Consider the following 23,976-nt stretch of genomic DNA (forward strand, 5'->3'; position numbering starts at 1 on the left):
TTTCTGATCTTTCGGTAGGTTATATTTTCTTTCGTAGTAAGGTGATGAGTATGGCTAAAAAGAGAAAACGGAAAACGAGAAAAAAACAAAATAAACAGCTAAAACTGAAATATGAATTAAATGGGTTAGTCTGTATTGCCATAGCGATCATTGCCATTTTACAGTTAGGCGTCGTTGGACAAACCTTCGTACATTTATTCCGATTCTTTGCAGGTGAATGGTTCATTCTCTGCCTTATCGGATTATTTCTTTTTGGCGTGACCATCTTCTGGAAAAAACAAATCCCAGATATTTTGACAAGGAGAAAAGCAGGGCTATACTGCATCATTGCGAGTATCTTGCTTTTGTCTCATGTGAAGCTCTTTCAGCACCTTTCATCTGCGGGCGCAATAGGCTCTCAAAGTGTGATAAGAAATACATTTGAGCTTTTCTTAATGGATATGAAAGGTGAGACTGGGTCACCTGATTTAGGAGGCGGCATGATCGGTGCCGTATTATTTGCTGCTTCATATTTCTTATTTGCGCAAGCAGGATCTCAAATTATGGCAATCGTTCTGATGCTGATTGGAATTGTGCTGATTACAAATCGATCTCTTCAAGAAATGGTGAAAAAAGTGTCGCTCCCTGTCTCACAATTTATGGTGAAGCAGTGGAAAGCGTTTGTTGAAGATATGAAAGGAATCAGGCAGGCGAAAAAGAGCGCGCCCTCTCAGAAAACAGGTGAAAAGAAAAAACGGTCTCGTATTCAGGAAGAGGACGATGATGATCAGATCTTGATCGAAGAGGAAACGCCGGCCTCTGACAATAGCCAGCCGATTATCTCAAGCTTTGCTGACAGAGATGACATTCTCACCCCGCTGGTTCAAAAAGAGCAGACGGCAAAAGAGACAGAGCCTCTTCAAGAGTCTGTGCAAAGTGCACCGGTTCCATCAGATTCAGCTGATGAACCAAAAGAGGCGCCGCCGATGACATTTACTGAACTTGAAAACAAAGATTACGAATTGCCGTCACTTGATATTTTGGCAGAGCCGCAGCACTCAGGGCAGCAAACAGACAAGAAAAATATATACGAAAATGCAAGAAAGCTTGAAAAAACGTTTCAAAGCTTTGGTGTAAAAGCAAAAGTCACACAGGTTCACTTAGGACCGGCAGTCACCAAATATGAAGTCTATCCAGATGTCGGCGTGAAGGTAAGTAAGATCGTCAATCTAAGTGATGACTTAGCCCTTGCTCTTGCAGCAAAAGACATTCGGATTGAGGCGCCGATTCCTGGTAAATCAGCCATCGGTATTGAGGTTCCTAATGCAGAAATCGCGATGGTTTCTTTAAAAGAGGTATTAGAATCAAAGCAAAATGACCGTCCAAACGCCAAGCTGCTGATTGGACTGGGCCGAAATATTTCTGGTGAAGCTGTGCTGGCTGAAATGAACAAAATGCCGCATTTACTTGTAGCAGGCTCGACTGGAAGCGGAAAAAGTGTGTGCATAAATGGTATTATCACAAGTATTCTCATGAGAGCGAAACCTCATGAAGTGAAAATGATGATGATTGATCCGAAAATGGTTGAACTAAATGTGTATAATGGCATTCCGCATCTGCTCGCTCCGGTTGTAACGGACCCTAAGAAAGCCTCACAGGCACTTAAAAAAGTAGTCAGCGAAATGGAGCGCCGCTATGAATTATTTTCTCATACGGGGACAAGAAATATTGAAGGATACAATGATTACATTAAACGAATGAATCAATCAGAAGAGGCCAAACAGCCAGAACTTCCTTATATTGTCGTCATTGTAGACGAGCTTGCAGATTTAATGATGGTCGCTTCCTCTGATGTAGAAGATTCCATTACAAGACTTTCGCAAATGGCTCGTGCTGCCGGGATTCATTTAATTATTGCTACACAAAGACCTTCTGTCGATGTCATTACAGGTGTCATTAAAGCCAACATCCCATCGCGCATCGCCTTTAGCGTGTCCTCGCAAACAGATTCAAGGACGATCCTTGATATGGGTGGCGCAGAAAAACTGCTGGGCAGAGGGGATATGCTGTTTCTACCGGTAGGTGCAAACAAACCGGTTCGTGTGCAAGGCGCCTTTTTATCAGATGAAGAAGTGGAGCATGTCGTTGATCATGTGATCACCCAGCAAAAAGCACAATATCAAGAAGAAATGATTCCAACTGAAGAAACGCAGGATCAGCTTACAGCTGTGGATGACGATTTATATGATGAAGCAGTGGAACTCATCATCGGCATGCAGACGGCTTCTGTCTCTATGCTTCAAAGAAGATTCCGCATCGGCTATACCCGAGCGGCCCGCCTGATTGACGCAATGGAAGAGCGAGGCGTTGTCGGCCCTTATGAAGGAAGTAAACCGAGAGAAGTCCTGCTCTCAAAAGAACAATATGACGAGCTCTCTTCATAAATCGAAGAGAGCTTTCCTAAATAAGAAGTAAACGATAGTATGATTATGTTAACTGGAAGTCAGACTATTTATTTATTTGCAAAAACATGATATAGTTGTGTTCAACTTATCTCGGAATAGAGATTTCTCATCTTATCATTTGCATTGATTAGACGGAGGGAAAACATGTCGACCAAAACAGACAATCGCCATTTATATTTGAAAGTGATTGACCGTATTAAAGAAGATATACAAACAGGTGTATATGCAGAAAAAGAAAAGCTGCCTTCTGAGTTTGAGCTCTCAAAGCTTTTAGGCGTGAGCAGAGCGACACTGCGTGAAGCCCTTCGTGTATTAGAAGAAGAGAAGTATTTAATTAGAAGGCATGGTGTGGGAACGTTCGTCAACTCAAGACCACTCTTTTCAACAGGCATAGAACAGCTGGCAAGTGTCACGAAAATGATCGAGCAGGTCAATATGACGCCTGGTACCATCTTTTTATCCTCGCAAGAAGGGGAGCCAACAGAGAATGATGTGATTCGTTTTCAGTGTGATGAATCTGATGAGATTTTTTCAATGGAACGCGTTCGAACGGCAGATGGACAGCCAGTGGTATATTGTTTAGATAAAATTCCGGTCAAGCATCTTCCCGCTTCTTTTACACATGAAGAAGAGTCTCTTTTTGAGCTGTTTGGAAGAGAACCACACAGCGGGATTAAATATGCAGTTGCTGACATCGAACCAATCGGCTACCACGATCAGGTTTCACCGATACTCGAATGTGACCCTGAAACAGCATTATTATTACTGAAACAAATGCACTATGATCAGGATAATCAGCCGGTCTTATACTCGCTTAATTATTTTCGAGCGGATAAATTCAGCTTTCATGTGATACGTAAACGATTTTAACAAGCAGTCGCTTCCATAAGCGGTTGCTTTTTGTTTGCCCATACATAATACCCGTAAAACTTGCCACACTAATACGTAACAGTATATAGAATTGGGTGAATGATGTTGGGCGAGAAAACAGTCAGTAAAAAGAATATTATTGCATTATCATCAGTGCCTCTAATCATGACACTTGGGAACTCGATGTTAATACCTGTATTGCCAGAGATAGAAAAGACACTCTCCATCACTTCTTTTCAAGTCTCCCTCATTATTACGGTATACTCTGTTGTAGCGATCTTATGTATTCCAATCGCCGGCTATTTATCGGACCGAATCGGGCGTAAAAAGGTACTCCTGCCGTGTCTGTTAATCGCAGGTCTTGGTGGGGCTGTGGCAGCAGTTGCCTCAACGATCATGAAAGAACCTTACATGTGGATTCTATTTGGAAGGGTCCTTCAAGGCATTGGCTCAGCCGGGGCAGCACCTGTCGTGATGCCGTTTATAGGAGATTTGTTTCATGATGATGAAGAAGTAAGTGCGGGACTTGGCGCCATCGAAACCTCTAACACAGCTGGAAAGGTATTAAGCCCGATTATTGGGGCGCTTCTAGCTTCATGGTTTTGGTTTGTGCCGTTTTGGTTTATTCCGTTCTTTTCAATCATCAGCTTTCTCATGGTACTGTTCATGGTAGAGTCCGCGAAAAAAGAGGAGGACCCGCCTACATTTAAAGAATTTTTAAAATCAACAAAGACCATTTTTAAGCATGAGGGACGCTGGCTTTATGCCATTTTTGCAATTGGCGGTTTTATTATGTTTCTTCTTTTTGGTGTGCTTTTTTACTTATCTGATAACCTAGAGGCAGCTTATCAAATTAAGGGTGTCAAAAAAGGGCTCCTGCTTAGTATCCCGCTCCTTTTTCTATCCATCAGTTCATACATTGCTGGGAAAACGATTGGAAAAGAAAAAGGGAAAATGAGAATCTTTATAATCATAGGCATGGCCTTGTTATCACTTTCCTATATGTTTTTATGGTGGAATCACAGCTTTTACGTATTGTTTATCTGTTTAAGCATTGGCGGTGTTGGCATCGGTATTGTACTGCCTGCACTTGATGCCCTGATCACAGAAGGAATCGAAAAAGAGCAGTGCGGAACCATTACGTCATTTTACAGCAGTATGCGTTTTATCGGTGTCGCTTTAGGACCTCCGATTTACGCCTATCTCATGGATAAAGGGGACTCCATCGTTTTTATTCTCTCGACCATTTGCAGTCTTATTTCACTATTTTTGGTCCTCTTCTTCATCCAGCCAGATGAAAAGGATGAAAGTGAACAATTAAAAACGGTTTAATCTAGAAAAAAGACGGTATTTTGCCATCTTTTTTCTTTTTTATAAATTGACATGTAAAATTTTGATAGTTAAACTAATGTATAGTAATATCTTTTAAATTATCCCAAATAGGAGGTGTTCAAAAACATTCATTTTCTGTCTTTCTTCAGGCAGAAATTGAGCTCGCGTGCTGATGATGAATATGTGTTTCTTCAACACGAAAAGACAATTGAATAGGTCATCCTGCCATTAGCACGTTGAAGGAGACGCAGTCAGCACTTCAGACACGCTCAAATACAGCAAATTGATTGATGAACTAGAAGGAGCTTGAAGCAGCTATGTTGCAAATAATTAAAGCAAGATGGATTGTATTAGTGGTGTGGATGATAACAGCTGTGATTCTGTTTATTACTGCGCCTAATTTAGAGGAATTAACAAGAGAAAAAGGGCAATTAAAGGTTCCGGAGGGGACACCAACAGCTGAGGCACTTCACTTATTGGATAAGCTATCAGATCATAACGGGAAAAAAGATACGGGTGTCATTGTATTCTCCGAACAACATCTGTTCCCTGAAAAAGAGCAGGAATTAAAAAAGGCTTTATCTGCACTCATGACTCATGCCCCAGACCTCCACATTGACGGAATTACTTCGTATTTTCATGTAGATCCGGACATTCAAAAACAACTTTTATCAAAGGATAAAAGTACACTTCTTGTTCCATTCAAATTCGACCACTACGAAACAAAAGCTGTGAAGATTAAAGAACAAATTGAGGAAGTTTTAAAGCCCTATCATGTCTCATATGAAATGACGGGTCAAAAATTTGTGGATTCAGATGTCATTAAAAGCTCTCAACAAGGTCTGAAGAAAACTGAACTTATTACGATGATTTTTATTTTCTTTATTTTAATCATTGTTTTCAGATCGATTTTGGCACCTGTTGTTCCGCTCATTACGATCGGCATTTCTTATGCCGTCAGCCGGTGTATTGTGGCTTTTCTAGTAGAATATATGCAATTTCCTCTATCTAATTTTACTCAGATTTTTATGGTAGCTATTATGTTCGGTATAGGAACAGATTATTGTATTTTGCTGTTAAGCCGTTTTAAAGAAGAGATCGGTCAAGGTCGTGATGTCAAAGAGTCGATTATCATCACATATAAATGTGCAGGGAAAACGGTCTTTTTCAGTGGCTTAGCCGTATTAGTCGGCTTCTCAAGCATTGGGTTTGCCAAATTTCAATTGTATCAATCAGCCGTTAGTGTTGCTGTTGGAGTTGGCATACTGCTGATTGCCCTAGTCACCATCGTTCCCTTTTTTATGTCTGTTTTCGGACAATCCCTTTTTTGGCCATCTAAAAGAGAAAACATTCGCCACCCGCAAAGTAAAATGTGGGAATGGGCTGGGCGTTTTTCATTTAAAAGGCCGCTGATCAGTTTAGGTTTAGTTGCACTAATTACTGTGCCTCCTATTTTGATGTACGACGGAACTCTTTCTTATAACAGCTTAAATGAGATTGGGACAAAGTATGAATCAGTGTCTGCATTTAATACGATATCAGAGCAATTTGGCTTTGGGGAAGCGCTGCCCCTGAATGTACTTGTTGAAAGTGACAATAAGTTAGATAACCAAGAAAAGATTGTCATGATTGAAAAACTGACCCGTAAATTAAATGACATTGACGAAGTAAAAACAGTCCGCAGTGTCACTAGGCCTGTTGGAGACGGGCTAAGTCAGCTTTACGTCACCTCTCAAGCAAAAGAGCTGGGAGGAGAACTTGGCAAAGGCCACGAAGGAATCGGGAAAATTTCAGATGGCCTGACCGAAACAAATCTTGCCCTTCTCAAACAAAAACCAAAAATTCAAGAATCCGCTAAAGGCATTGACCAGCTGATTGATGGAACAAAAGCGATCAAAAGCGGAATTGGAGAAGTAAGGGAGTCCTTGATCTCTTTAGAAGATGGGGTAAGGCGCAGTAAAGATGGCGTCGGGACCATCCGAAGTAAAATCAAAGAAGCGAAAAAGGAATTAGAGCAAGAATATCGCAGCAGTGAAGCGATGATTCAAGAGCTTAAGCGAATGGTGAGTACGCTGGAACGTCATGCGAAATCCAATCAGCAGCTGATGACCACCATTAAAAAAGTAAAAAATTCCTATGAAAATGTATCGTTTGAAGCACTTGAAAAACGGCTTCCAGAAGTAAAAGATATGGATGAATATAAAGAAATCAAGAAAGTATTCAAAGACACAAAAGAAATGCTTGATCAAGCTGGGGAGCAAATGAGTGTGTATGAAGAGGAAGCCTCTCACTTTAAACAAAAGATCAAAAAAGCAGATCAAGTAATTCAAACCTTATCAAGCAAGCAAAAAGACGTAAAACGCCAAGTGCAAGCACTCATGGACGGGCTCGATCAAATTTATGACGGTCTTGAACAAACAAATGAAGGACAAAAACAATTGATCAAAGAAATGCCTAAAATTGAAGATGGAGCAGATCAGCTGACAGACGGCCAAAAAGCCATCAAAAAAGGATTTAACCAGCTTTCATCAAAACTCACATTGTTAACAGATGGTTTAGATGAAAGTATTGAAGGGCTCGAGCAGGTCAAAAGCGGCTTCACAGAGGCGGGCGGCTACTTAAAGCAGCTTCAGCAAGCGCCAGATGAAGAAATAACGGGCTGGTTTATTCCAGAAGACGTGCTGAAACGCCATGAATTTAAGCAAATCTTTAAAACATATATGTCTCCAGATCGTAAATTAACAACCTTAGAAGTTATTTTAAATGTGAATCCATACAGCAATGAAGCGATGAAAGGCGTTGCCAAAATTGAGGACACCCTTGATCAATATTTACCTGTCAGCGGGTTAAAGAATGTAAATTACGGTGTGTCTGGTATCTCAAGTTTAAATGTAGATTTAAAAGAAACATCTGACGGTGACTTTATTCGAACGGTCATTTTCATGTTAGTTGGCATCTTTATCATTTTAATTATATTATTACGGTCAATCGTCATGCCGATATACTTAACACTTTCACTCATTTTAACGTATTTTACTTCCGTCGGATTAACAGAATGGATCTTCAAAACATTTTTTGGCTACGACGGTCTTAGCTGGGCTGTCCCATTTTTCAGCTTTGTCATTCTTGTCACCCTTGGCATTGATTATTCGATCTTCCTCATGGATCGCTTTAATGAATGGAAGGGAGAGCATGTGCAAGCATCGATGATATCAGCGATGAGAAATATGGGTTCCGTCATTATTTCAGCAGTCGCGATATTAGCGGGGACCTTCGCCGCCATGTTGCCGTCCGGTGTATTATCACTTGTTGAAATTGCAACGGTCGTACTCATTGGACTTTTATTATATGCTTTTGTTGTATTGCCGCTCTTTATTCCGGTCATGGTTCGTATTTTCGGTAAATGGAATTGGTGGCCGTTTAGAATGAAATAACGACTGGCGTCTCTGCTTATAGCAGAGGCGTTTTTATTTCCTATCCTTTCCTCTGATTGATATAATGTCTATTAAATGGCTGTTTCACGTATATATCAGCTATGTTCTAATACATAATAAATAGGATGAACAAAGGAGGTTTCTCATGACGTACTTACAAGAGAAGACACTAGACACACCTGGTCTTCATACTCATATTGTCAAAACAGAAAAATTTAAAACGGTCACAATCCTTTTTAAAATGCTTGCGCCTCTATCGAAAGATGATGTCACCATGCGTTCACTTTTCCCGCATGTGCTGTTAAGAGGAACAGAGAAAATGCCGAAAACGGGAGAATTGCGTGCTTATTTTGATGAGCTTTATGGTGCTACTGTTTCAGCAGACATGGCGAAAAAAGGGGAGAATCACATCATTACCTTCCGCCTGGAAATGGCGAATGAAAAATATTTAAAGGATCAAACCCCTTTACTAGAAAAAGGGATTGCCTTACTATCTGACCTACTATTCCATCCGTATGTTGAAGATGGGGTGTTTAGTCAATTATATGTAGATCAAGAAAAACGCACATTAAAACAGCGAATTCAAGCAGTGTATGATGATAAAATGCGTTACTCGAACTTAAGACTTGTGCAGGAAATGTGCAAAGGTGAACCGTATGCACTGCACGTCAATGGAGAAATGGAAGACATCGAAACGATCACAGCTCACTCGCTTTTTGAAGCTTATGAGCATGCGCTTCAATCAAATCAGCTTGATCTTTATGTTGTGGGAGATGTTGACGAACAAGACATCAGCCGAATGGTCTCTCAATACTTCAAAACAAGTGATAGAGAACCGGTCAAACAACACGCTGACTCAACAAGAACGCAAAAAGAAGCAAAAGAAGTCATTGATGAAGAGGACGTGAAGCAAGGCAAGCTGAATATCGGCTTTCGCACGCATACGACGATTGCAGATGAAGATTATCCGGCGCTGTATTTGTTTAATGGCATATTTGGCGGCTTCTCGCATTCGAAGCTATTCATCAATGTTCGGGAAAAAGCAAGTCTTGCGTACTACGCTGTGTCTAGACTTGAGAGCTTTAAAGGCTTGATGATGGTCATGTCAGGAATTGAAGTCGGCAACTACCGGCAGGCAGTAGACATCATTAAAGAACAATTTGAAGCAATGCAAAAAGGTGATTTTTCAGATGAAGCGATTGACCAAACAAAGGCTGTCGTCAAAAATCAGCTGCTTGAAACGATTGATACATCTTATGGGACAGCAGAATATTTGTATCAGCATGCCGTTGTGCCAACAGGGGAAACCCTTGATTCCTTTTTAGAAGCATTAGACCGAGTGACAAAAGAGGACATCATCAAAGTGGGTCAGAAAATCGAATGGGATACGACCTATTTTCTTAAAGGAACGGAGGGTGCTTCATGACAGTGAAAACAATTCAATTCGACCAGCTGCAAGAAACGGTCTATCACGAAAAAATGGAGAGCGGACTTGACGTCTATGTGCTGCCAAAGCAAGGGTTTAACAAAACCTATGCGACCTTTACAACCAAATATGGCTCTGTCGATAACGAATTTGTGCCGCTTGGCAAAGAAGACATGATTCGAGTGCCTGACGGAATTGCCCATTTCTTAGAGCATAAACTGTTTGAAAAAGAAGATGGAGACGTATTTCATACATTTAGTAAGCAAGGAGCATCCGCAAACGCTTTTACAACGTTTACGAGAACAGCTTACTTATTCTCAAGCACCTCAAATGTCGAACAAAACCTTGAGACACTCATTGATTTTGTTCAAGAGCCTTATTTTACTGAAAAAACGGTCGAAAAAGAAAAAGGCATCATTGGCCAAGAGATTAACATGTATGATGACAATCCGGACTGGCGTTTATTCTTCGGTCTGATTGAAAATCTATATCAAGAGCATCCCGTGAGAATTGATATTGCTGGAACAGTAGAAAGTATTGCTCCGATTACAAAAGATCATTTGTATGAATGCTATGAAACGTTCTATCACCCGAGCAATATGCTTCTATTTGTTGTCGGTCCCGTTGATCCGAAGCAAATATTAGATCAAGTCAGAGCGAATCAGGCGAAAAAGCCATTTACAGACCAGCCAGAGATTAAACGAAAAGACAACAATGAGCCTGAAGGTGTGTACCGAAAAGAATACGAACTTCCAATGAACGTACAAGGCTCGAAATGTATGTTCGGGTTGAAAACAAAGAATCCTCATAAAAAAGGGAATCAGCTGCTAAAACATGAGCTCGGGATGAATCTCATTTTAGAGACGCTGTTTGGTAAAAGCTCCTTACAATATGAACAAATGTATGAAAAAGGCTTAATTGATGAGACCTTCAGCTACGATTATACGGAAGAAGGCGGCTTTGGCTTCACGTCCGTTGGCGGAGATACAAATGATCCTGATCAACTGGCAAAAGAATTAAAAGAAACCCTTCTTCAAGCAAAGAACCTGATGTCAGAAGAAAAAATTGAGCTCGCGCGCAAGAAGAAAATCGGCAGCTTTTTAAAAGCCATGAACTCTCCCGAATACATTGCGAACCAATTCACTCGATATGCATTTTTAGACATGAGCTTATTTGATGTCGTGACCATGCTGGAACAAATCCAATTAGCCGACATTCAGCAAATTTTAGAGGAAGAAATTGATGAAGAACGGATGTCCGTTTTCAAAGTCGTCCCGAAAACAAAATAAATAAAAAAAGACAAACTCAGATCAAATGAGTTTGTCTTTTTTATGTCTAATTAATAAAAGCGTGTTAATTGTGAGAATTTTCATTGACAATCAATTTGTTCGTTAGTTAAACTCTTTAATAGTTAAACACTTAAACTAAAAAGGAGCAGCGTATGGAACAAAATAAAATTGCACAGCTCATTCAGAGATATGCAGACGTCTATCTCATGATGGAAAAAAAGGTATCGGGTATGATCACGGAAAAGCTTGATAAAGAGCTGACGCTTGATCAGTATTACTCGCTTCGATACATCAATTTACATCCTGGATGTACATCAACTGACCTTGCAAATGTATGTAATGTGAACAAAAGTGCTGTAACCTCCATGACAAATCGTCTTTTTACGAAAAACTATATTGTCCGTGAGCACGATCAAGCCGATCGAAGAAATGTTCACCTATACGTCACGCCAGAGGGCAAAGATGTGGTCAGCCGAATGGAAAAGCAGCTTCAGGATCTAGTTCGATCTTATTTTGAAAAGCTGGAAGAAAAGGAAATGGAATCATTTATTCAAACATATGAAAAGATCTATCAAGTGATCATCGAAGAGGAGGCACAAAGCACTAATGAGAGCAATCATAAAGGGTAGATGGCTGATCACGATTCTATGGATCGTATTAGCGGCAGTGTTACTCATCACCGCTCCTAATATGGCGCAATTAACAAAAGAAAAAGGGCAAATTTCTGTACCAGACGGCTATCCGTCCTCATATGCGAATCAGTTATTAAAGAAAATGTCTGAAAACGGTGATACAGAAAAATCAATCGTCATTGTCTTTCAAGAAAAGAACATCGTAAAAGAAAGAGAAACATCTTTAAAAAAGGCAATGGAGATTTTAGAAAAGGATCAAGATCTTCATGTAGAGGACATCACTTCTTATTTTGAAGCCAATAAAGATATCAAAAAACAGATGCTCTCTAAAGATGAAACAACGCTCCTTGTTCCAGTTACATATGACTCAAACAAAATCAAAGCTTCCGATTTTAAAGAAAAAGTCAATGAAAAGCTGAAGAGCTTAAACCTAACATTTGAAATGACAGGACAGCCATTAATTGATGATGATGTGATCACAAGCTCGCAAGAAGGTCTGAAGAAAACAGAGTTCATTACGATTGGGTTTATTCTCATCGTTCTTGTCCTTGTCTTTAGATCAGCTGTGGCGCCTTTCGTACCATTAGTCGCAGTAGCTCTGTCTTACTTGGTGAGTCAATCCATCGTGGCTTATTTAGTTAAATATCTCGACTTCCCGCTCTCGACCTTTACCCAAATTTTCATGGTCGCGATCATGTTTGGAATAGGAACGGACTACTGCATTCTGCTTCTCAGTCGCTTTAAAGAAGAGATCGCACACGGTAAAGATAAAATTGAGGCGATTCTGATTACGTATAAAACAGCAGGAAAGACCGTTTTATTCAGCGGAATTGCTGTGCTAATCGGTTTTACCTGTATAGGCCTGGCGCAATTCCAGCTCTATAAATCAGCTGTTGCAGTAGCAGTTGGTGTCGCTGTGCTGATTGTGGCGCTTCTCACGATTGTTCCGTTCTTTATGGCGGTTTTAGGAAAAGTGTTATTTTGGCCGATTAAAGGTGATATTGCTCATCCGCAGTCAAAAATGTGGGAAACAGCAGGACGTTTTTCATTTAAAAAACCACTTTTCAGTTTATTAATCGTAGGAATCATTACGCTTCCGCCCATTCTCATGTATAAAGGAACGCTTTCGTATAACAGCTTAGATGAAATCGGTAATAAATACGAATCAGTCAATGCATTCAATACCATTTCTGACAAATTTGGGCCAGGAGAAGCACTGCCGGCAACGATTGTCGTCAAATCAGCTGATCTGTTAGACAACAATAAAGGGCTGATTGCTGTTGAAAAACTCAGCCGTGCAATTGAACAAACAGATGGCGTAAGTAAAGTGAGAAGTGCGACACGTCCTGTCGGTAAAGGGCTGAGTGATCTGTACGTGAAATCACAAGCCAAAGAGCTGAATACCGGACTTGATAAAAGCAATGAAGGCTTGAAAAAAATCCAAGATGCACTGACGACAATGAGTAAATCTATTGAAGATCAAACGCCGCAGATCAAATCATCTGGAAAAGGCATTAACCAGCTGATTTCTGGCACTGAATCAGTACAAACAGGCATTCAAAATGTCGAGAAAATGTTAAGAAAACTGCAAAGCGGAATCGATCAAAACAAAAACGGTGTAGCAGAGATTAAAGAAAAAATTAAAAGTGCGAAAAAGGAATTAACGGCTCAAGTCGCACAAGTGAATCAGCAAGTTGCGCTATATAAAAGCATTTCCAAAGAATTAAAGGCAGCATTAGCGCAAGTTGATACGTCATCCTCTGCCGCAGCGGATGTAAAAGCATTAATCACACAAGCAAATCAACAATTTAGTACACTCGAAAAACAAATTCCGCAGGTAAAAGAAAATCAATCGTATCAAGCCATCAAAGCTTCATATAATGAACTTTCTACGACCTTGCAAGAAGGGGCGAAACAGGCAGACAGCTATGCCAAACAAGCAAAAGAAGCCAAAAAACAGCTTGAAGCAGCGGATGCCTTTATCGCAAAAGCTTCAGAGCAGCAGAAAGTCTTGACGAGTCAAATCGATGAGCTCATTGCTGGCTTAGACGCAATTGAAACTGGACTTGATCAAACGTCTAAAGGTCAAGGACAGTTAGCTGATAATATGCCGAAGCTTGCAAATGGAGCTGGCAAAGTGATTGATGGTCAAAAACAAATGAAAGAAAAGATTGGCGGCTTTGGTGATGACCTGACCAAGCTGACAGATGGGCTGAACAAAAGCGCAAGTGGACTGGAGAAAATTTCAAGCGGGTTAATGGGTGCAGGTGACTACTTAGACGAACTGAAAAATGCACCAGATCAAGACATGGCCGGCTGGTTTATCCCAAAAGACGTGCTGAAAAACAAAGCATTCAAGCAAGTATTTGATTCATACATGTCGGATGACCGCAAGATGACAAAAATTGATGTCATTTTAGAAAAAAATCCATATGGCAATGAAGCCCTGTCGACGATCAAACAAGTAGAAGCTTCTGTCGAGCGGGCACTTCCTGAAACGAACCTAAAAGATGCATCATTCGGCGTTTCAGGTGTATCAAGTATGAACGCTGATTTAAAACAGCTGTCAGACCAAGATTTCAATAAGACGGTTCTTTACATGATGATCGGTATTTTCCTCATCCTGGTGATCCTGTTCCGTTCGCTTGTTATGCCGCTGTACTTGGTAGGTTCACTTATTTTGACTTACTTTACAGCTATCGGGATGACAGAATTTATTTTCACCCATTTCTTCGGATACCCGGGCATTAACTGGGCTGTTCCATTCTTTGGATTTGTCATATTAATGGCGCTCGGAGTCGATTATTCGATTTTCTTAATGGAGCGGTTCAATGAATACAAAACAAAAGACATTCAGTTTGCTATGACCGAATCAATGAAGAATATGGGCTCTGTCATTATGTCTGCTGCTGTTATTTTGGCAGGAACCTTTGCAGCAATGCTTCCTTCAGGAGTGCTGTCTCTCCTGCAGATTGCAACACTTGTTCTAACAGGACTTTTGCTGTACGCACTCGTTGTGCTACCATTGTTCGTACCTGTGATGGTGAAATTGTTCGGATCAGCTAACTGGTTCCCATTTAAACGAAAAGAATAGATATTTCAAATAGAAAGTAGGAATCCATGTGATGAGTCGTTGGGCGCTGATAACAGGTGCCAGTGGCGGGATTGGGCAGGCTGCAGCCAAAAAGCTTGCCCATGAAGGCTGCCATGTGATGCTCCATTATCACAAAAATGAACAGTCAGCCGTGCAGCTTGCCGCTCAGCTGGAAGAAACATGTCATATTCAGACGCACGTCGTTCAAGCGGATTTAGCTAAAATGGGCGGAGCAGATGAGCTCGTCAGCCGTCTGCCTGTATCCCCAGATATTCTTGTATTAAATAGCGGTAAAAGTCATATCGGATTAGTGACAGATACAGAAAAAGATGTATTAGCCAGTATGGTGCAGCTGCATGTCACAAGTCCATATGAGCTCACCCAACTCCTATTGCCAGCCATGATTCAAAAAAAAGCAGGTCATATTGTTGTAGTAAGCTCGATATGGGGAGAAACAGGTGCATCGTGTGAAGTGCTGTACAGCATGGTGAAGGGGGCGCAAAATGCGTTTATTAAAGGTCTGGCAAAAGAGCTTGCCCCAAGTGGAATTAGAGCAAATGCTGTTTCGCCAGGTGCTGTCCATACAGACATGATGAAAAGCTTCACACAAGAAGATATTGCAATGCTTGAGGAAGAAATCCCGCTTGGCCGGCTTGCATCACCTGAGGAGATTGCAAATGTCATTTGGTTTCTCGCCTCAAAGCAGTCAAGTTATATGACAGGTCAAATTTTATCCGTTAATGGCGGCTGGTACTGTTAAAAAACGTGTATAATTCGTCTCTCCATGACAAAAGCTATGGCTGTAATTCATCTTTTCGAATGGAGGAATCGACATGTCAGTACTTGAGAACTGGGACCATTGGAAAAACTTTTTAGGTGACCGTTTAAATCATGCACAGGATAAAGGTTTAAAAGATGATACCATCAATAACCTTGCGTATGAAATTGGCGGATATTTAGCTAACGAAGTTGAAGCAAAGAACGAGCAAGAAAGAGTACTTGCTGACCTTTGGAGCGTTGCATCAGAAGATGAGCAGCGCGCTATTGCCAATATAATGGTCAAGCTGGTTGAAAATAATAGCTCGCACTAAACAAAAAGAGGGGTCGTTTGTGCCTCTCTTTTTATTTTAACCGTTTAGCAACATTGTGCTTTCTAAAAATGTGAAAATGCTTTATGATAAAGGAAGGTAAAAATTTGCCACAATGAAGGGGGTAATATCATTTGGCAAAGCTCGAATGGTATTTTGAATATGAGATACAGGTAAACCGTCCCGGACTATTAGGAGACATTTCTTCTCTAATGGGGATGCTTTCAATTAATATTGTGACAATTAATGGTGTTGATGTATCAAGACGCGGAATGCTTTTGCGCTGTGACCACACAGATCAAATTAAGCGCCTTGAATCAATTTTAAATACAATGGAAACGATAAAAGTAACGAAATTAAGACAGCCAAAACTCCGTGACCGCTTAGCGGTTCGTCACGGCAGATATATTCAGCGTGATGCGGATGACAAAAAGACGTTCCGTTTTGAAAGGGACGAGCTTGGTCTTCTTGTTGATTTTATGGCTGAACTATTTAAAAAAGAAGGACATAAATTGATTGGGATTCGCGGGATGCCGCGTGTCGGAAAAACAGAATCAATTGTGGCTTCAAGTGTATGTGCCAGTAAGAGATGGCTTTTTGTATCGTCCACTCTTTTGAAACAGACGATCCGAAGTCAGCTGATTGCGGATGAATACAGCCCAGATAACGTCTTTATTATTGATGGGATTGTGTCGACGCGAAGAGGTTCTGAGAAGCACTTGCAGCTTTTAAGAGAAATTATGAGACTGCCGGCAACGAAGGTGGTTGAGCATCCAGACATCTTTATTCAAAATTCAGAATATACAATGGATGATTTCGACTATATCATTGAATTGCGTAATAGTGCAGATGAAGAGATTACATATGAGCACGCTGAAGAACCACAAGTGTTTGATCATTCTGGTTTTTCTGGCTTCGATTTTTAATATGGTAATGGTAGGTGTTTGTTTTGACTGAATTGGGAAAACGGCTCATTGAGGCCAGAGAGGAAAAAGGGATGTCGCTGGAGGATCTTCAGACGGTGACCAAAATCCAAAAGCGCTACTTGCTAGCAATCGAACAAGGAAACTATGATATTATTCCAGGTAAATTTTACGTCAGAGCGTTTATTAAACAATATGCCGAAGCCGTTGGACTAAATCCTGAACAATTGTTCGAAGAATTTCGTAAAGATGTACCGAGCACGTATAACGATGAAGTATCTGATAAATTATCAAATATTAAGCCGCAAAGAGAGCTGCCAAAGCCTGCCTCGAAGGTGCTTGAGCTGCTGCCGACCATCTTGATTATTGGAGGCGTCCTTGTGGTCATCGCGATCATTTATGTAATTGTGCAGGCGGTCAATCATGATAGCGGGCAGAAGAACAATCAGACGGCTCCTCAGCAGTCAGAATCTAAATATGAAGTATCTGAGGATTCATCTCTTGCAAAGGATCAAAAGAAAAAAGAAAAAGCTTCGTCAGATGATCAAGAAAAATCATCTAAAAAAGATGACTCATCAAAGGATTCATCCAAAGACGATGAAACGGTCTCTTTGAAGGCAACGAATACGGAAGGCTCAACGACAACGTATGAAGTGTCAGGTGCAGATGAGATGGAGTTAACCATTTCTGCAACAAAAGCTTCATGGCTGCGCGTCAGAGACGAATCTGGAAAAGTGCTGAAGATGGGTGAACTAAAAGATGGCGAATCGTTTAAAACAGACTTGTCTGAGCTCTCTCAGGTCGATATCCGTCTAGGCAATGCGACTGGAATTGATATCAAGGTGAATGACGAAACGCTTAAGTACGAATTAGACCCTAAAAACACCATGACACAAAACATTGTGATTGTGAATAAAGGAAAGGAAAAGTCATCTTAAGCAAGTAGATGACTTTTCTTTTGTTCCTACTATTATATATACATAAAAAAATGGCTTATTGGAGGATTGAATTTCATGTTTAACTTACCGAATAAAATAACTCTTTCTAGGATCGCCTTGATCCCTGTTTTTATGATCATTATGCTTGCACCTTTAGATTGGGGTGTTGCGCGTTTTGGTAACGTCAGCATCGAAGTGACGCATCTTGTTGGAGCAATCCTGTTTATTGTCGCTTCGACAACTGACTGGATTGATGGGTACTATGCGCGTAAACTTAACTTAGTGACAAACTTTGGTAAATTTTTAGATCCGCTTGCAGATAAATTGCTTGTTTCAGCTGCTTTAATTATACTTGTTCAATACAACCTCACACCGGCATGGATGGCGATTGTGATCATTAGCCGTGAATTTGCTGTAACCGGTCTAAGGCTTGTATTAGCCGGAGGCGGTGAAGTGGTAGCAGCTAATATGCTTGGAAAAGTGAAAACATGGGCGCAAATCATTGCGATTTCAGCACTTCTATTGCATAACCTGCCATTTGAACTTGTATCATTCCCGTTTGGTGACCTTGCGATGTGGGTAGCAGTGTTCTTCACTGTTGTGTCAGGCTGGGATTACTTTGCAAAAAACTGGGAAGCTTTAAAGAATTCTAACTAAAAAGGACGTGTACGCTTTGAAGTCAGAGAGAAAAGCAGAAATTATTGCAGTCGGGTCCGAACTTTTGCTAGGGCAAATTACGAATACGAATGCACAATTTATCAGCAAACAGCTAGCTGAAATTGGTGTGAATGTTTATTACCACACAGCAGTTGGTGACAATCCAGAGCGTTTAAAAAGGGCCATTCAAGTGGCGCAGGAAAGATCGAATTTTATTATCTTCTCAGGTGGTCTTGGACCAACCAAAGATGATTTAACAAAAGAAACCATTGCGAGTACGCTCGGAAAAGAGCTCGTGCTAAATGAAGAAGCATTTGAATCCATTCAAGACTACTTTCGAAAGACTGGACGAGACATGTCGCCGAATAACCGTAAGCAGGCACTCGTTCTAGAAGGATCTGATGTGCTCGTAAACCGGTTTGGGATGGCCCCAGGTATGTTTATTCAAGAAGACGATACATTTTATATGTTGCTTCCTGGACCGCCAAGTGAACTGCATCCGATGTTTGAGAACGAGGCGAAGCCGCTGATTTCTGAGAAACTGGGTTTAAAGGAAAAAATTGTGTCTGTTGTTCTCCGCTTCTTCGGAATCGGTGAATCACAGCTTGAAACAGACCTAGAAGATTTAATTGATGCTCAAACCAACCCGACGATTGCACCTCTCGCATCTGACGGTGAAGTGACACTTAGGCTCACGGCTAAGCATGAGGATGAAAAAGAAACGGAGCGTCTGTTAAAAGAAACAGAAGCGAAAATTTTAGCGCGGGTAGGTGAGTACTTCTACGGGTATGGTGATACATCACTTGTCCGTGAAGCTTCCAAGGCCTTGCACGAACACGGGAAAACAGTGGCAGCGGCTGAGAGCCTGACTGGCGGAATGTTTTCTGAATGGCTGACAGATCTTGAAGGTGCATCGTCGATTTTAAGCGGCAGTGTCGTTTGTTATACAAATCAAGTCAAACAGCAGGTGCTTGGCTGCCGGGAGGAAACGTTGTCTTCTCATGGTGCTGTCAGCAAAGAGTGTGCTCTAGAGCTTGCTGAAGGTGCTAGAAAGCTCGCGGGAAGTGATATTGGCATTAGTTTTACGGGTGTAGCAGGCCCTGATACCCACGAGGGACAGCCTGTCGGAAAAGTGTTCATTGGGCTATCTACGAAAGACCATACAGACGTGTTTGAATGGATGTTTACAGGAAGCCGGTCGGGCATTCGAAAGCGCGCTGTGAAATACGGTCTGCATCACTTGCTCAATTTATTAAAAGAGAGTTAATTTTGTTTTTTGTTAGGTTTACTCCTTTATAAAAGAGTGTTTTTTCTAATAGAAATCACTCTTTTCTTAAAAATCTGCCAAGAAAAAATCGAATATGTGTTCGTTTTTTTCTTGGCAAATGACGTAAAACAAGGTATAGTATAGATAGTGGAATTGATAAAGGAGGAAACAATAGAATGAGTGATCGTCAAGCAGCCTTAGATATGGCTCTTAAACAAATAGAAAAACAGTTTGGTAAAGGCTCTATTATGAAACTAGGAGAGCAAACAGATACACGCATTTCAACAGTACCGAGTGGTTCGTTAGCACTTGATACTGCACTTGGAATAGGTGGATATCCTCGCGGCCGTATTATTGAAGTATATGGTCCAGAGAGTTCTGGTAAAACGACAGTAGCACTTCATGCCATTGCTGAGGTTCAGCAGCAGGGAGGACAAGCTGCATTTATCGATGCAGAGCATGCGCTCGATCCAGTTTACGCTCAAAAACTAGGTGTCAATATTGATGAGCTGTTACTTTCTCAGCCTGATACAGGAGAACAAGCACTTGAAATTGCAGAAGCTCTTGTCCGTAGTGGTGCAGTTGATATTGTTGTCATTGACTCAGTAGCTGCTCTTGTACCAAAAGCAGAGATTGAAGGGGACATGGGTGATTCACATGTTGGTTTACAAGCACGTTTGATGTCCCAAGCACTTCGTAAACTATCAGGTGCCATTAATAAATCGAAAACCATTGCCATCTTTATTAACCAAATTCGTGAAAAAGTTGGGGTCATGTTCGGTAACCCTGAAACAACGCCAGGTGGACGTGCGCTTAAGTTCTATTCGTCTGTTCGTTTAGAAGTGCGCCGTGCTGAACAGCTGAAGCAGGGCAATGACATTATGGGGAATAAAACGAGAATTAAAGTGGTGAAAAACAAAGTAGCACCGCCATTCCGTATTGCAGAAGTAGACATTATGTACGGTGAAGGAATCTCAAAAGAGGGAGAAATCATCGACCTTGGAAGCGAACTAGATATCGTACAAAAGAGCGGTGCTTGGTATTCTTATCAAGAGGAACGTCTTGGGCAAGGCCGCGAAAATGCGAAACAGTTCCTTAAAGAAAACAAAGATATTCTTCTCATGATTCAAGAACAAATTAGAGAGCACTACGGTTTGGACACAAACGGAGTGAAAGCAGCTGAAGAAGAAGAAGGACAAGAGGAATTGGAAATTTAAAGACTAAAAGACGCTGAAAAGCGTCTTTTTTTTACATTTACATGACAGCTAGCAGGTCAAAAGTTCTGTCTTTGCTTGAAATAACGACTTACGCCTCAGTCTGACTAGCTTGACAAGTATTTCCGACACAATTACAATGGGAATGTATCACTTGTTTTTCTTAACATGATTGATAACTAATTTAAACTTGACAAGGGCAGTGAGGATCTCATTCCCTGTGAAGGCCCTGTATGTTGAGACACAAAACAATGTACATGCCGACACTTTATTTGTAAAACCAAGTTCATAGCAAGAGGAGGTGAAAATATGTCGCCTACGATGTTTACGATCATCTCCATTTTGCTGAGCCTAATCTGTTTAGTTGTTGGCTACTTTGTTCGTAAAACCATTGCAGAAGCAAAAATATCCGGCGCAAGAAACATGGCCGAACAAATTGTTGAGGATGCAAAGCGTGATGCGGAAGCATTGAAGAAAGAAGCGCTCTTGGAAGCGAAAGATGAAATTCATTCCTTTCGTGTAGAGGCGGAGCAAGAAGTTCGTGAAAGACGTAATGAGCTTCAAAGACAAGAAAACCGTTTACTTCAAAAAGAGGAAAATCTTGATCGCAAAGACGAATCTTTAGATAAACGGGAGTCCCTGTTGGAGAAGAGAGATCATTCTCTGAATGAACGACAACAACATATTGAAGAGATGGAAAGCAAAGTGGATGATATGATTCGTTTGCAGAAAGCCGAGTTAGAACGCATTTCTAGTTTAACTCGAGATGAAGCGAAACAAATCATTCTGGATCAAGTTGAAAATGAGCTTTCCCACGACATTGCAGTCATGACGAAAGAATCTGAAAACCGAGCGAAAGAAGAGGCTGATAAAAAGGCGAAAAACATTCTTTCACTTGCGTTACAGCGTTGTGCAGCTGATCATGTAGCTGAAACGACGGTATCTGTAGTCAATCTTCCAAATGATGAGATGAAAGGTCGTATTATCGGACGTGAAGGACGAAATATCCGTACGTTAGAAACGTTAACAGGTATTGACTTGATCATAGATGATACACCTGAAGCTGTTATCCTATCGGGCTTTGATCCGATTAGACGTGAAACAGCGAGGATAGCTCTGGACAAGCTAGTCCAGGATGGCCGCATTCATCCTGCACGAATTGAAGAAATGGTGGAAAAATCACGCCGTGAAGTCGATGATTATATCCGCGAGATGGGTGAGCAAACGACATTCGAAGTCGGAGTTCACGGTCTGCATCCGGATCTCATCAAAATTCTCGGTCGCTTAAAATTCCGTACAAGTTATGGACAAAATGTCCTGAAGCATTCAATTGAGGTTGCACATCTTGCAGGTCTCATGGCTTCAGAGCTTGGAGAAGATGCAAAGCTTGCAAAACGAGCAGGTCTTCTGCATGACATTGGAAAAGCCATTGATCATGAAGTAGAAGGAAGCCACGTAGAAATTGGCGTTGAGCTTGCGACGAAATATAAAGAGCATCCTGTTGTCATCAACAGTATTGCCTCTCACCACGGTGACCAAGAACCGACATCTATTATCGCTGTTCTTGTTGCGGCAGCAGATGCATTATCTGCAGCACGCCCTGGTGCAAGAAGTGAAACGCTTGAAAATTACATTCGGAGACTTGAGAAATTAGAAGATATCTCTGAATCTTATGAAGGTGTTGAAAAATCGTTTGCGATACAGGCTGGACGTGAAGTACGTATTATGGTGAAGCCAGATTCAATTAATGATCTTGAAGCTCACCGTCTAGCAAGGGATATTCGTAAGCGGATTGAGGACGAGCTCGATTACCCTGGTCACATTAAAGTGACGGTCATTCGAGAAACTCGCGCAGTAGAGTATGCAAAATAGAGCGGTGCGCTTAGCGCCGCTTTATTTTTTTGTGTAAATATGCAACACTGATAAGAAGTCAATTTATAAGAGAAAGGGTTCAAAGCGCATGAAAATATTATTTGTTGGAGATATCGTCGGTTCACCTGGACGAGACACACTGAAAGAATACTTACCAAAGCTAAAGAAGAAATATCAGCCCCACTTTACCATTGTCAACGGAGAAAATGCTGCTCATGGGAAAGGGATAACTGAAAAAATCTATCATGAGCTGCTGCAAGCAGGAGCTGACGTGCTTACAATGGGCAACCATACATGGGATAAAAGAGACATTTTTGATTTCATCGATGACGCAGCCAACATGGTTCGTCCGGCGAACTTCCCAGAAGGCACACCTGGTAAAGGTCTTACGTTTATAAAAAAACAAGGAAAAGAACTGGCCGTCATCAATTTACAAGGACGCACTTTTTTACCGCCAATTGACTGCCCGTTTCAAAAAGTAGACGAGTTAATTGCGGAAGCATCCAAACGTACACCGTTCATTTTTATTGATTTTCATGGTGAAGCCACAAGTGAAAAGCAAGCGATGGGCTGGTATACAGACGGCCGTGCATCATGTGTCGTTGGAACGCATACACATGTTCAAACAGCAGATAACCGCGTTTTGCCAAAAGGAACTGCGTATATTTCAGATGTGGGAATGACAGGACCTTATGATGGCATTTTAGGTGTTGATCGGGAGACGATTATTAAACGATTCAAAACGAGTCTTCCAGTCCGTTTTGAGATTGCAGAAGGACGCACAACATTAAGTGCAGTAATCGTAGAAATTGACGAACAGTCGAAAAAAGCTGTCAAAATTGATCGAATTTTGATAAATGATGACCATATTTTCTTTGAATAAATGTTCACATATTTATTTCAGAAAAATATTAATCAGAAAGAAGGAATATGCGCCCTCTATCGTGAATATAGTAAAAATGGTAGGTAGCCTGCTATTTTTGAAAAACATTTTGGGGATGGATTTTCAAAAAATAGCATCATCTAACAAAGATTGTTCTAATGAACACTCACTTATCCATTGTAAATTTAAGGGGGAGCAGAAATGGAAATTTTAAAAGTTTCAGCAAAGTCAAATCCGAATTCAGTAGCAGGAGCATTAGCAGGCGTTTTACGTGAACGCGGTGCAGCGGAAATACAAGCAATCGGCGCTGGAGCGCTGAATCAGGCGGTCAAGGCTGTAGCCATAGCAAGGGGATTTGTTGCACCAAGCGGAGTGGATTTGATATGCATTCCAGCCTTTACTGACATTCTTATCGATGGAGAAGAAAGAACAGCAATCAAATTGATTGTTGAGCCGCGATAATTCTAATTTTATTATTTTCAACCTGCTTACATCATGTAAGCAGGTTGTTTTTGTTTACCACTATACATTTCTTATATAACATATTCAGTTCATGAAATAGATAAAAATGACATATTAGAGCTTGCATTTTTTCACCATGATGATAAATTAA

Annotated in this window: 18 protein-coding genes; all 18 read left to right on the forward strand. The window is 41.0% G+C overall.

Features of this window, described 5'->3' with window-relative positions:
• Positions 1 to 50 precede the first annotated feature (50 nt).
• The 18 genes from C6348_RS03805 to spoVS all read left to right on the forward strand — a co-directional run bounded on the left by C6348_RS03805 (position 51) and on the right by spoVS (position 23,825).
• The gene (locus C6348_RS03805) at positions 51 to 2,423 is read left to right on the forward strand and encodes an FtsK/SpoIIIE family DNA translocase (protein WP_142394256.1); all 2,373 of its coding nucleotides are present in this window, start codon (positions 51 to 53) and stop codon (positions 2,421 to 2,423) included.
• Between the two features lie 165 nt (positions 2,424 to 2,588).
• Entirely contained in the window at positions 2,589 to 3,314 is a 726-nt protein-coding gene (locus C6348_RS03810; RefSeq protein ID WP_066030891.1) for a GntR family transcriptional regulator, read from the forward strand.
• A 102-nt stretch (positions 3,315 to 3,416) separates the two neighbouring features.
• Complete coding sequence (bcbE, locus tag C6348_RS03815) at positions 3,417 to 4,646, forward strand: bacillibactin exporter BcbE (RefSeq protein ID WP_223251524.1); 1,230 nt, start codon at positions 3,417 to 3,419, stop codon at positions 4,644 to 4,646.
• Between the two features lie 317 nt (positions 4,647 to 4,963).
• Positions 4,964 to 8,080: an MMPL family transporter gene (locus C6348_RS03820; protein WP_106041929.1), complete on the forward strand. Its 3,117-nt coding sequence runs from the start codon at positions 4,964 to 4,966 to the stop codon at positions 8,078 to 8,080.
• Between the two features lie 145 nt (positions 8,081 to 8,225).
• Complete coding sequence (yfmF, locus tag C6348_RS03825; protein ID WP_106041931.1) at positions 8,226 to 9,506, forward strand: EF-P 5-aminopentanol modification-associated protein YfmF; 1,281 nt, start codon at positions 8,226 to 8,228, stop codon at positions 9,504 to 9,506.
• Entirely contained in the window at positions 9,503 to 10,795 is a 1,293-nt protein-coding gene (yfmH, locus tag C6348_RS03830) for an EF-P 5-aminopentanol modification-associated protein YfmH (protein ID WP_106041934.1), read from the forward strand. The genes yfmF and yfmH overlap by 4 nt, the downstream gene beginning before the upstream one ends.
• A gap of 152 nt (positions 10,796 to 10,947) precedes the next feature.
• Positions 10,948 to 11,424 carry a MarR family winged helix-turn-helix transcriptional regulator gene (locus tag C6348_RS03835; RefSeq protein WP_060596316.1) on the forward strand — a complete coding sequence of 159 codons (477 nt, stop codon included), beginning with the start codon at positions 10,948 to 10,950 and terminating at the stop codon, positions 11,422 to 11,424.
• Positions 11,402 to 14,521, forward strand: a complete 3,120-nt coding sequence (locus tag C6348_RS03840) for an MMPL family transporter (RefSeq protein WP_106041936.1) — start codon at positions 11,402 to 11,404, stop codon at positions 14,519 to 14,521. The genes C6348_RS03835 and C6348_RS03840 overlap by 23 nt, the downstream gene beginning before the upstream one ends.
• Positions 14,522 to 14,552: 31 nt before the next feature.
• Entirely contained in the window at positions 14,553 to 15,281 is a 729-nt protein-coding gene (gene ymfI / locus C6348_RS03845; protein ID WP_106041938.1) for an elongation factor P 5-aminopentanone reductase, read from the forward strand.
• Positions 15,282 to 15,354: 73 nt separating this feature from the next.
• On the forward strand, positions 15,355 to 15,612 hold the full coding sequence (locus C6348_RS03850; RefSeq protein WP_106030900.1) for a DUF3243 domain-containing protein: 258 nt from the start codon (positions 15,355 to 15,357) through the stop codon (positions 15,610 to 15,612).
• A 131-nt stretch (positions 15,613 to 15,743) separates the two neighbouring features.
• A complete protein-coding gene (locus tag C6348_RS03855) occupies positions 15,744 to 16,535 on the forward strand; it encodes a DUF3388 domain-containing protein (protein WP_003211480.1) in 792 nt (263 codons plus the stop codon).
• A 23-nt stretch (positions 16,536 to 16,558) separates the two neighbouring features.
• On the forward strand, positions 16,559 to 17,470 hold the full coding sequence (locus tag C6348_RS03860; protein WP_106030901.1) for a helix-turn-helix domain-containing protein: 912 nt from the start codon (positions 16,559 to 16,561) through the stop codon (positions 17,468 to 17,470).
• Between the two features lie 75 nt (positions 17,471 to 17,545).
• A complete protein-coding gene (pgsA, locus tag C6348_RS03865) occupies positions 17,546 to 18,127 on the forward strand; it encodes a CDP-diacylglycerol--glycerol-3-phosphate 3-phosphatidyltransferase (RefSeq protein ID WP_034662216.1) in 582 nt (193 codons plus the stop codon).
• 16 nt (positions 18,128 to 18,143) lie between these two features.
• The gene (locus C6348_RS03870) at positions 18,144 to 19,394 is read left to right on the forward strand and encodes a competence/damage-inducible protein A (protein WP_060596326.1); all 1,251 of its coding nucleotides are present in this window, start codon (positions 18,144 to 18,146) and stop codon (positions 19,392 to 19,394) included.
• Positions 19,395 to 19,570: 176 nt separating this feature from the next.
• Positions 19,571 to 20,611, forward strand: coding sequence for a recombinase RecA (gene recA, locus C6348_RS03875; protein ID WP_034662211.1), 1,041 nt, complete (start codon positions 19,571 to 19,573; stop codon positions 20,609 to 20,611).
• Between the two features lie 306 nt (positions 20,612 to 20,917).
• Positions 20,918 to 22,480 (forward strand): ribonuclease Y, encoded by a 1,563-nt coding sequence (gene rny, locus C6348_RS03880; protein ID WP_003211958.1) that lies wholly within the window; start codon positions 20,918 to 20,920, stop codon positions 22,478 to 22,480.
• An 88-nt stretch (positions 22,481 to 22,568) separates the two neighbouring features.
• Positions 22,569 to 23,363 (forward strand): TIGR00282 family metallophosphoesterase, encoded by a 795-nt coding sequence (locus C6348_RS03885; RefSeq protein ID WP_034662209.1) that lies wholly within the window; start codon positions 22,569 to 22,571, stop codon positions 23,361 to 23,363.
• A gap of 201 nt (positions 23,364 to 23,564) precedes the next feature.
• Entirely contained in the window at positions 23,565 to 23,825 is a 261-nt protein-coding gene (spoVS, locus tag C6348_RS03890; RefSeq protein WP_003211281.1) for a stage V sporulation protein SpoVS, read from the forward strand.
• Positions 23,826 to 23,976: the final 151 nt, after the last annotated feature.

Source organism: Bacillus sp. YBWC18, from assembly GCF_002998775.1.
Taxonomy (GTDB): Bacteria; Bacillota; Bacilli; order Bacillales; family Bacillaceae; genus Bacillus.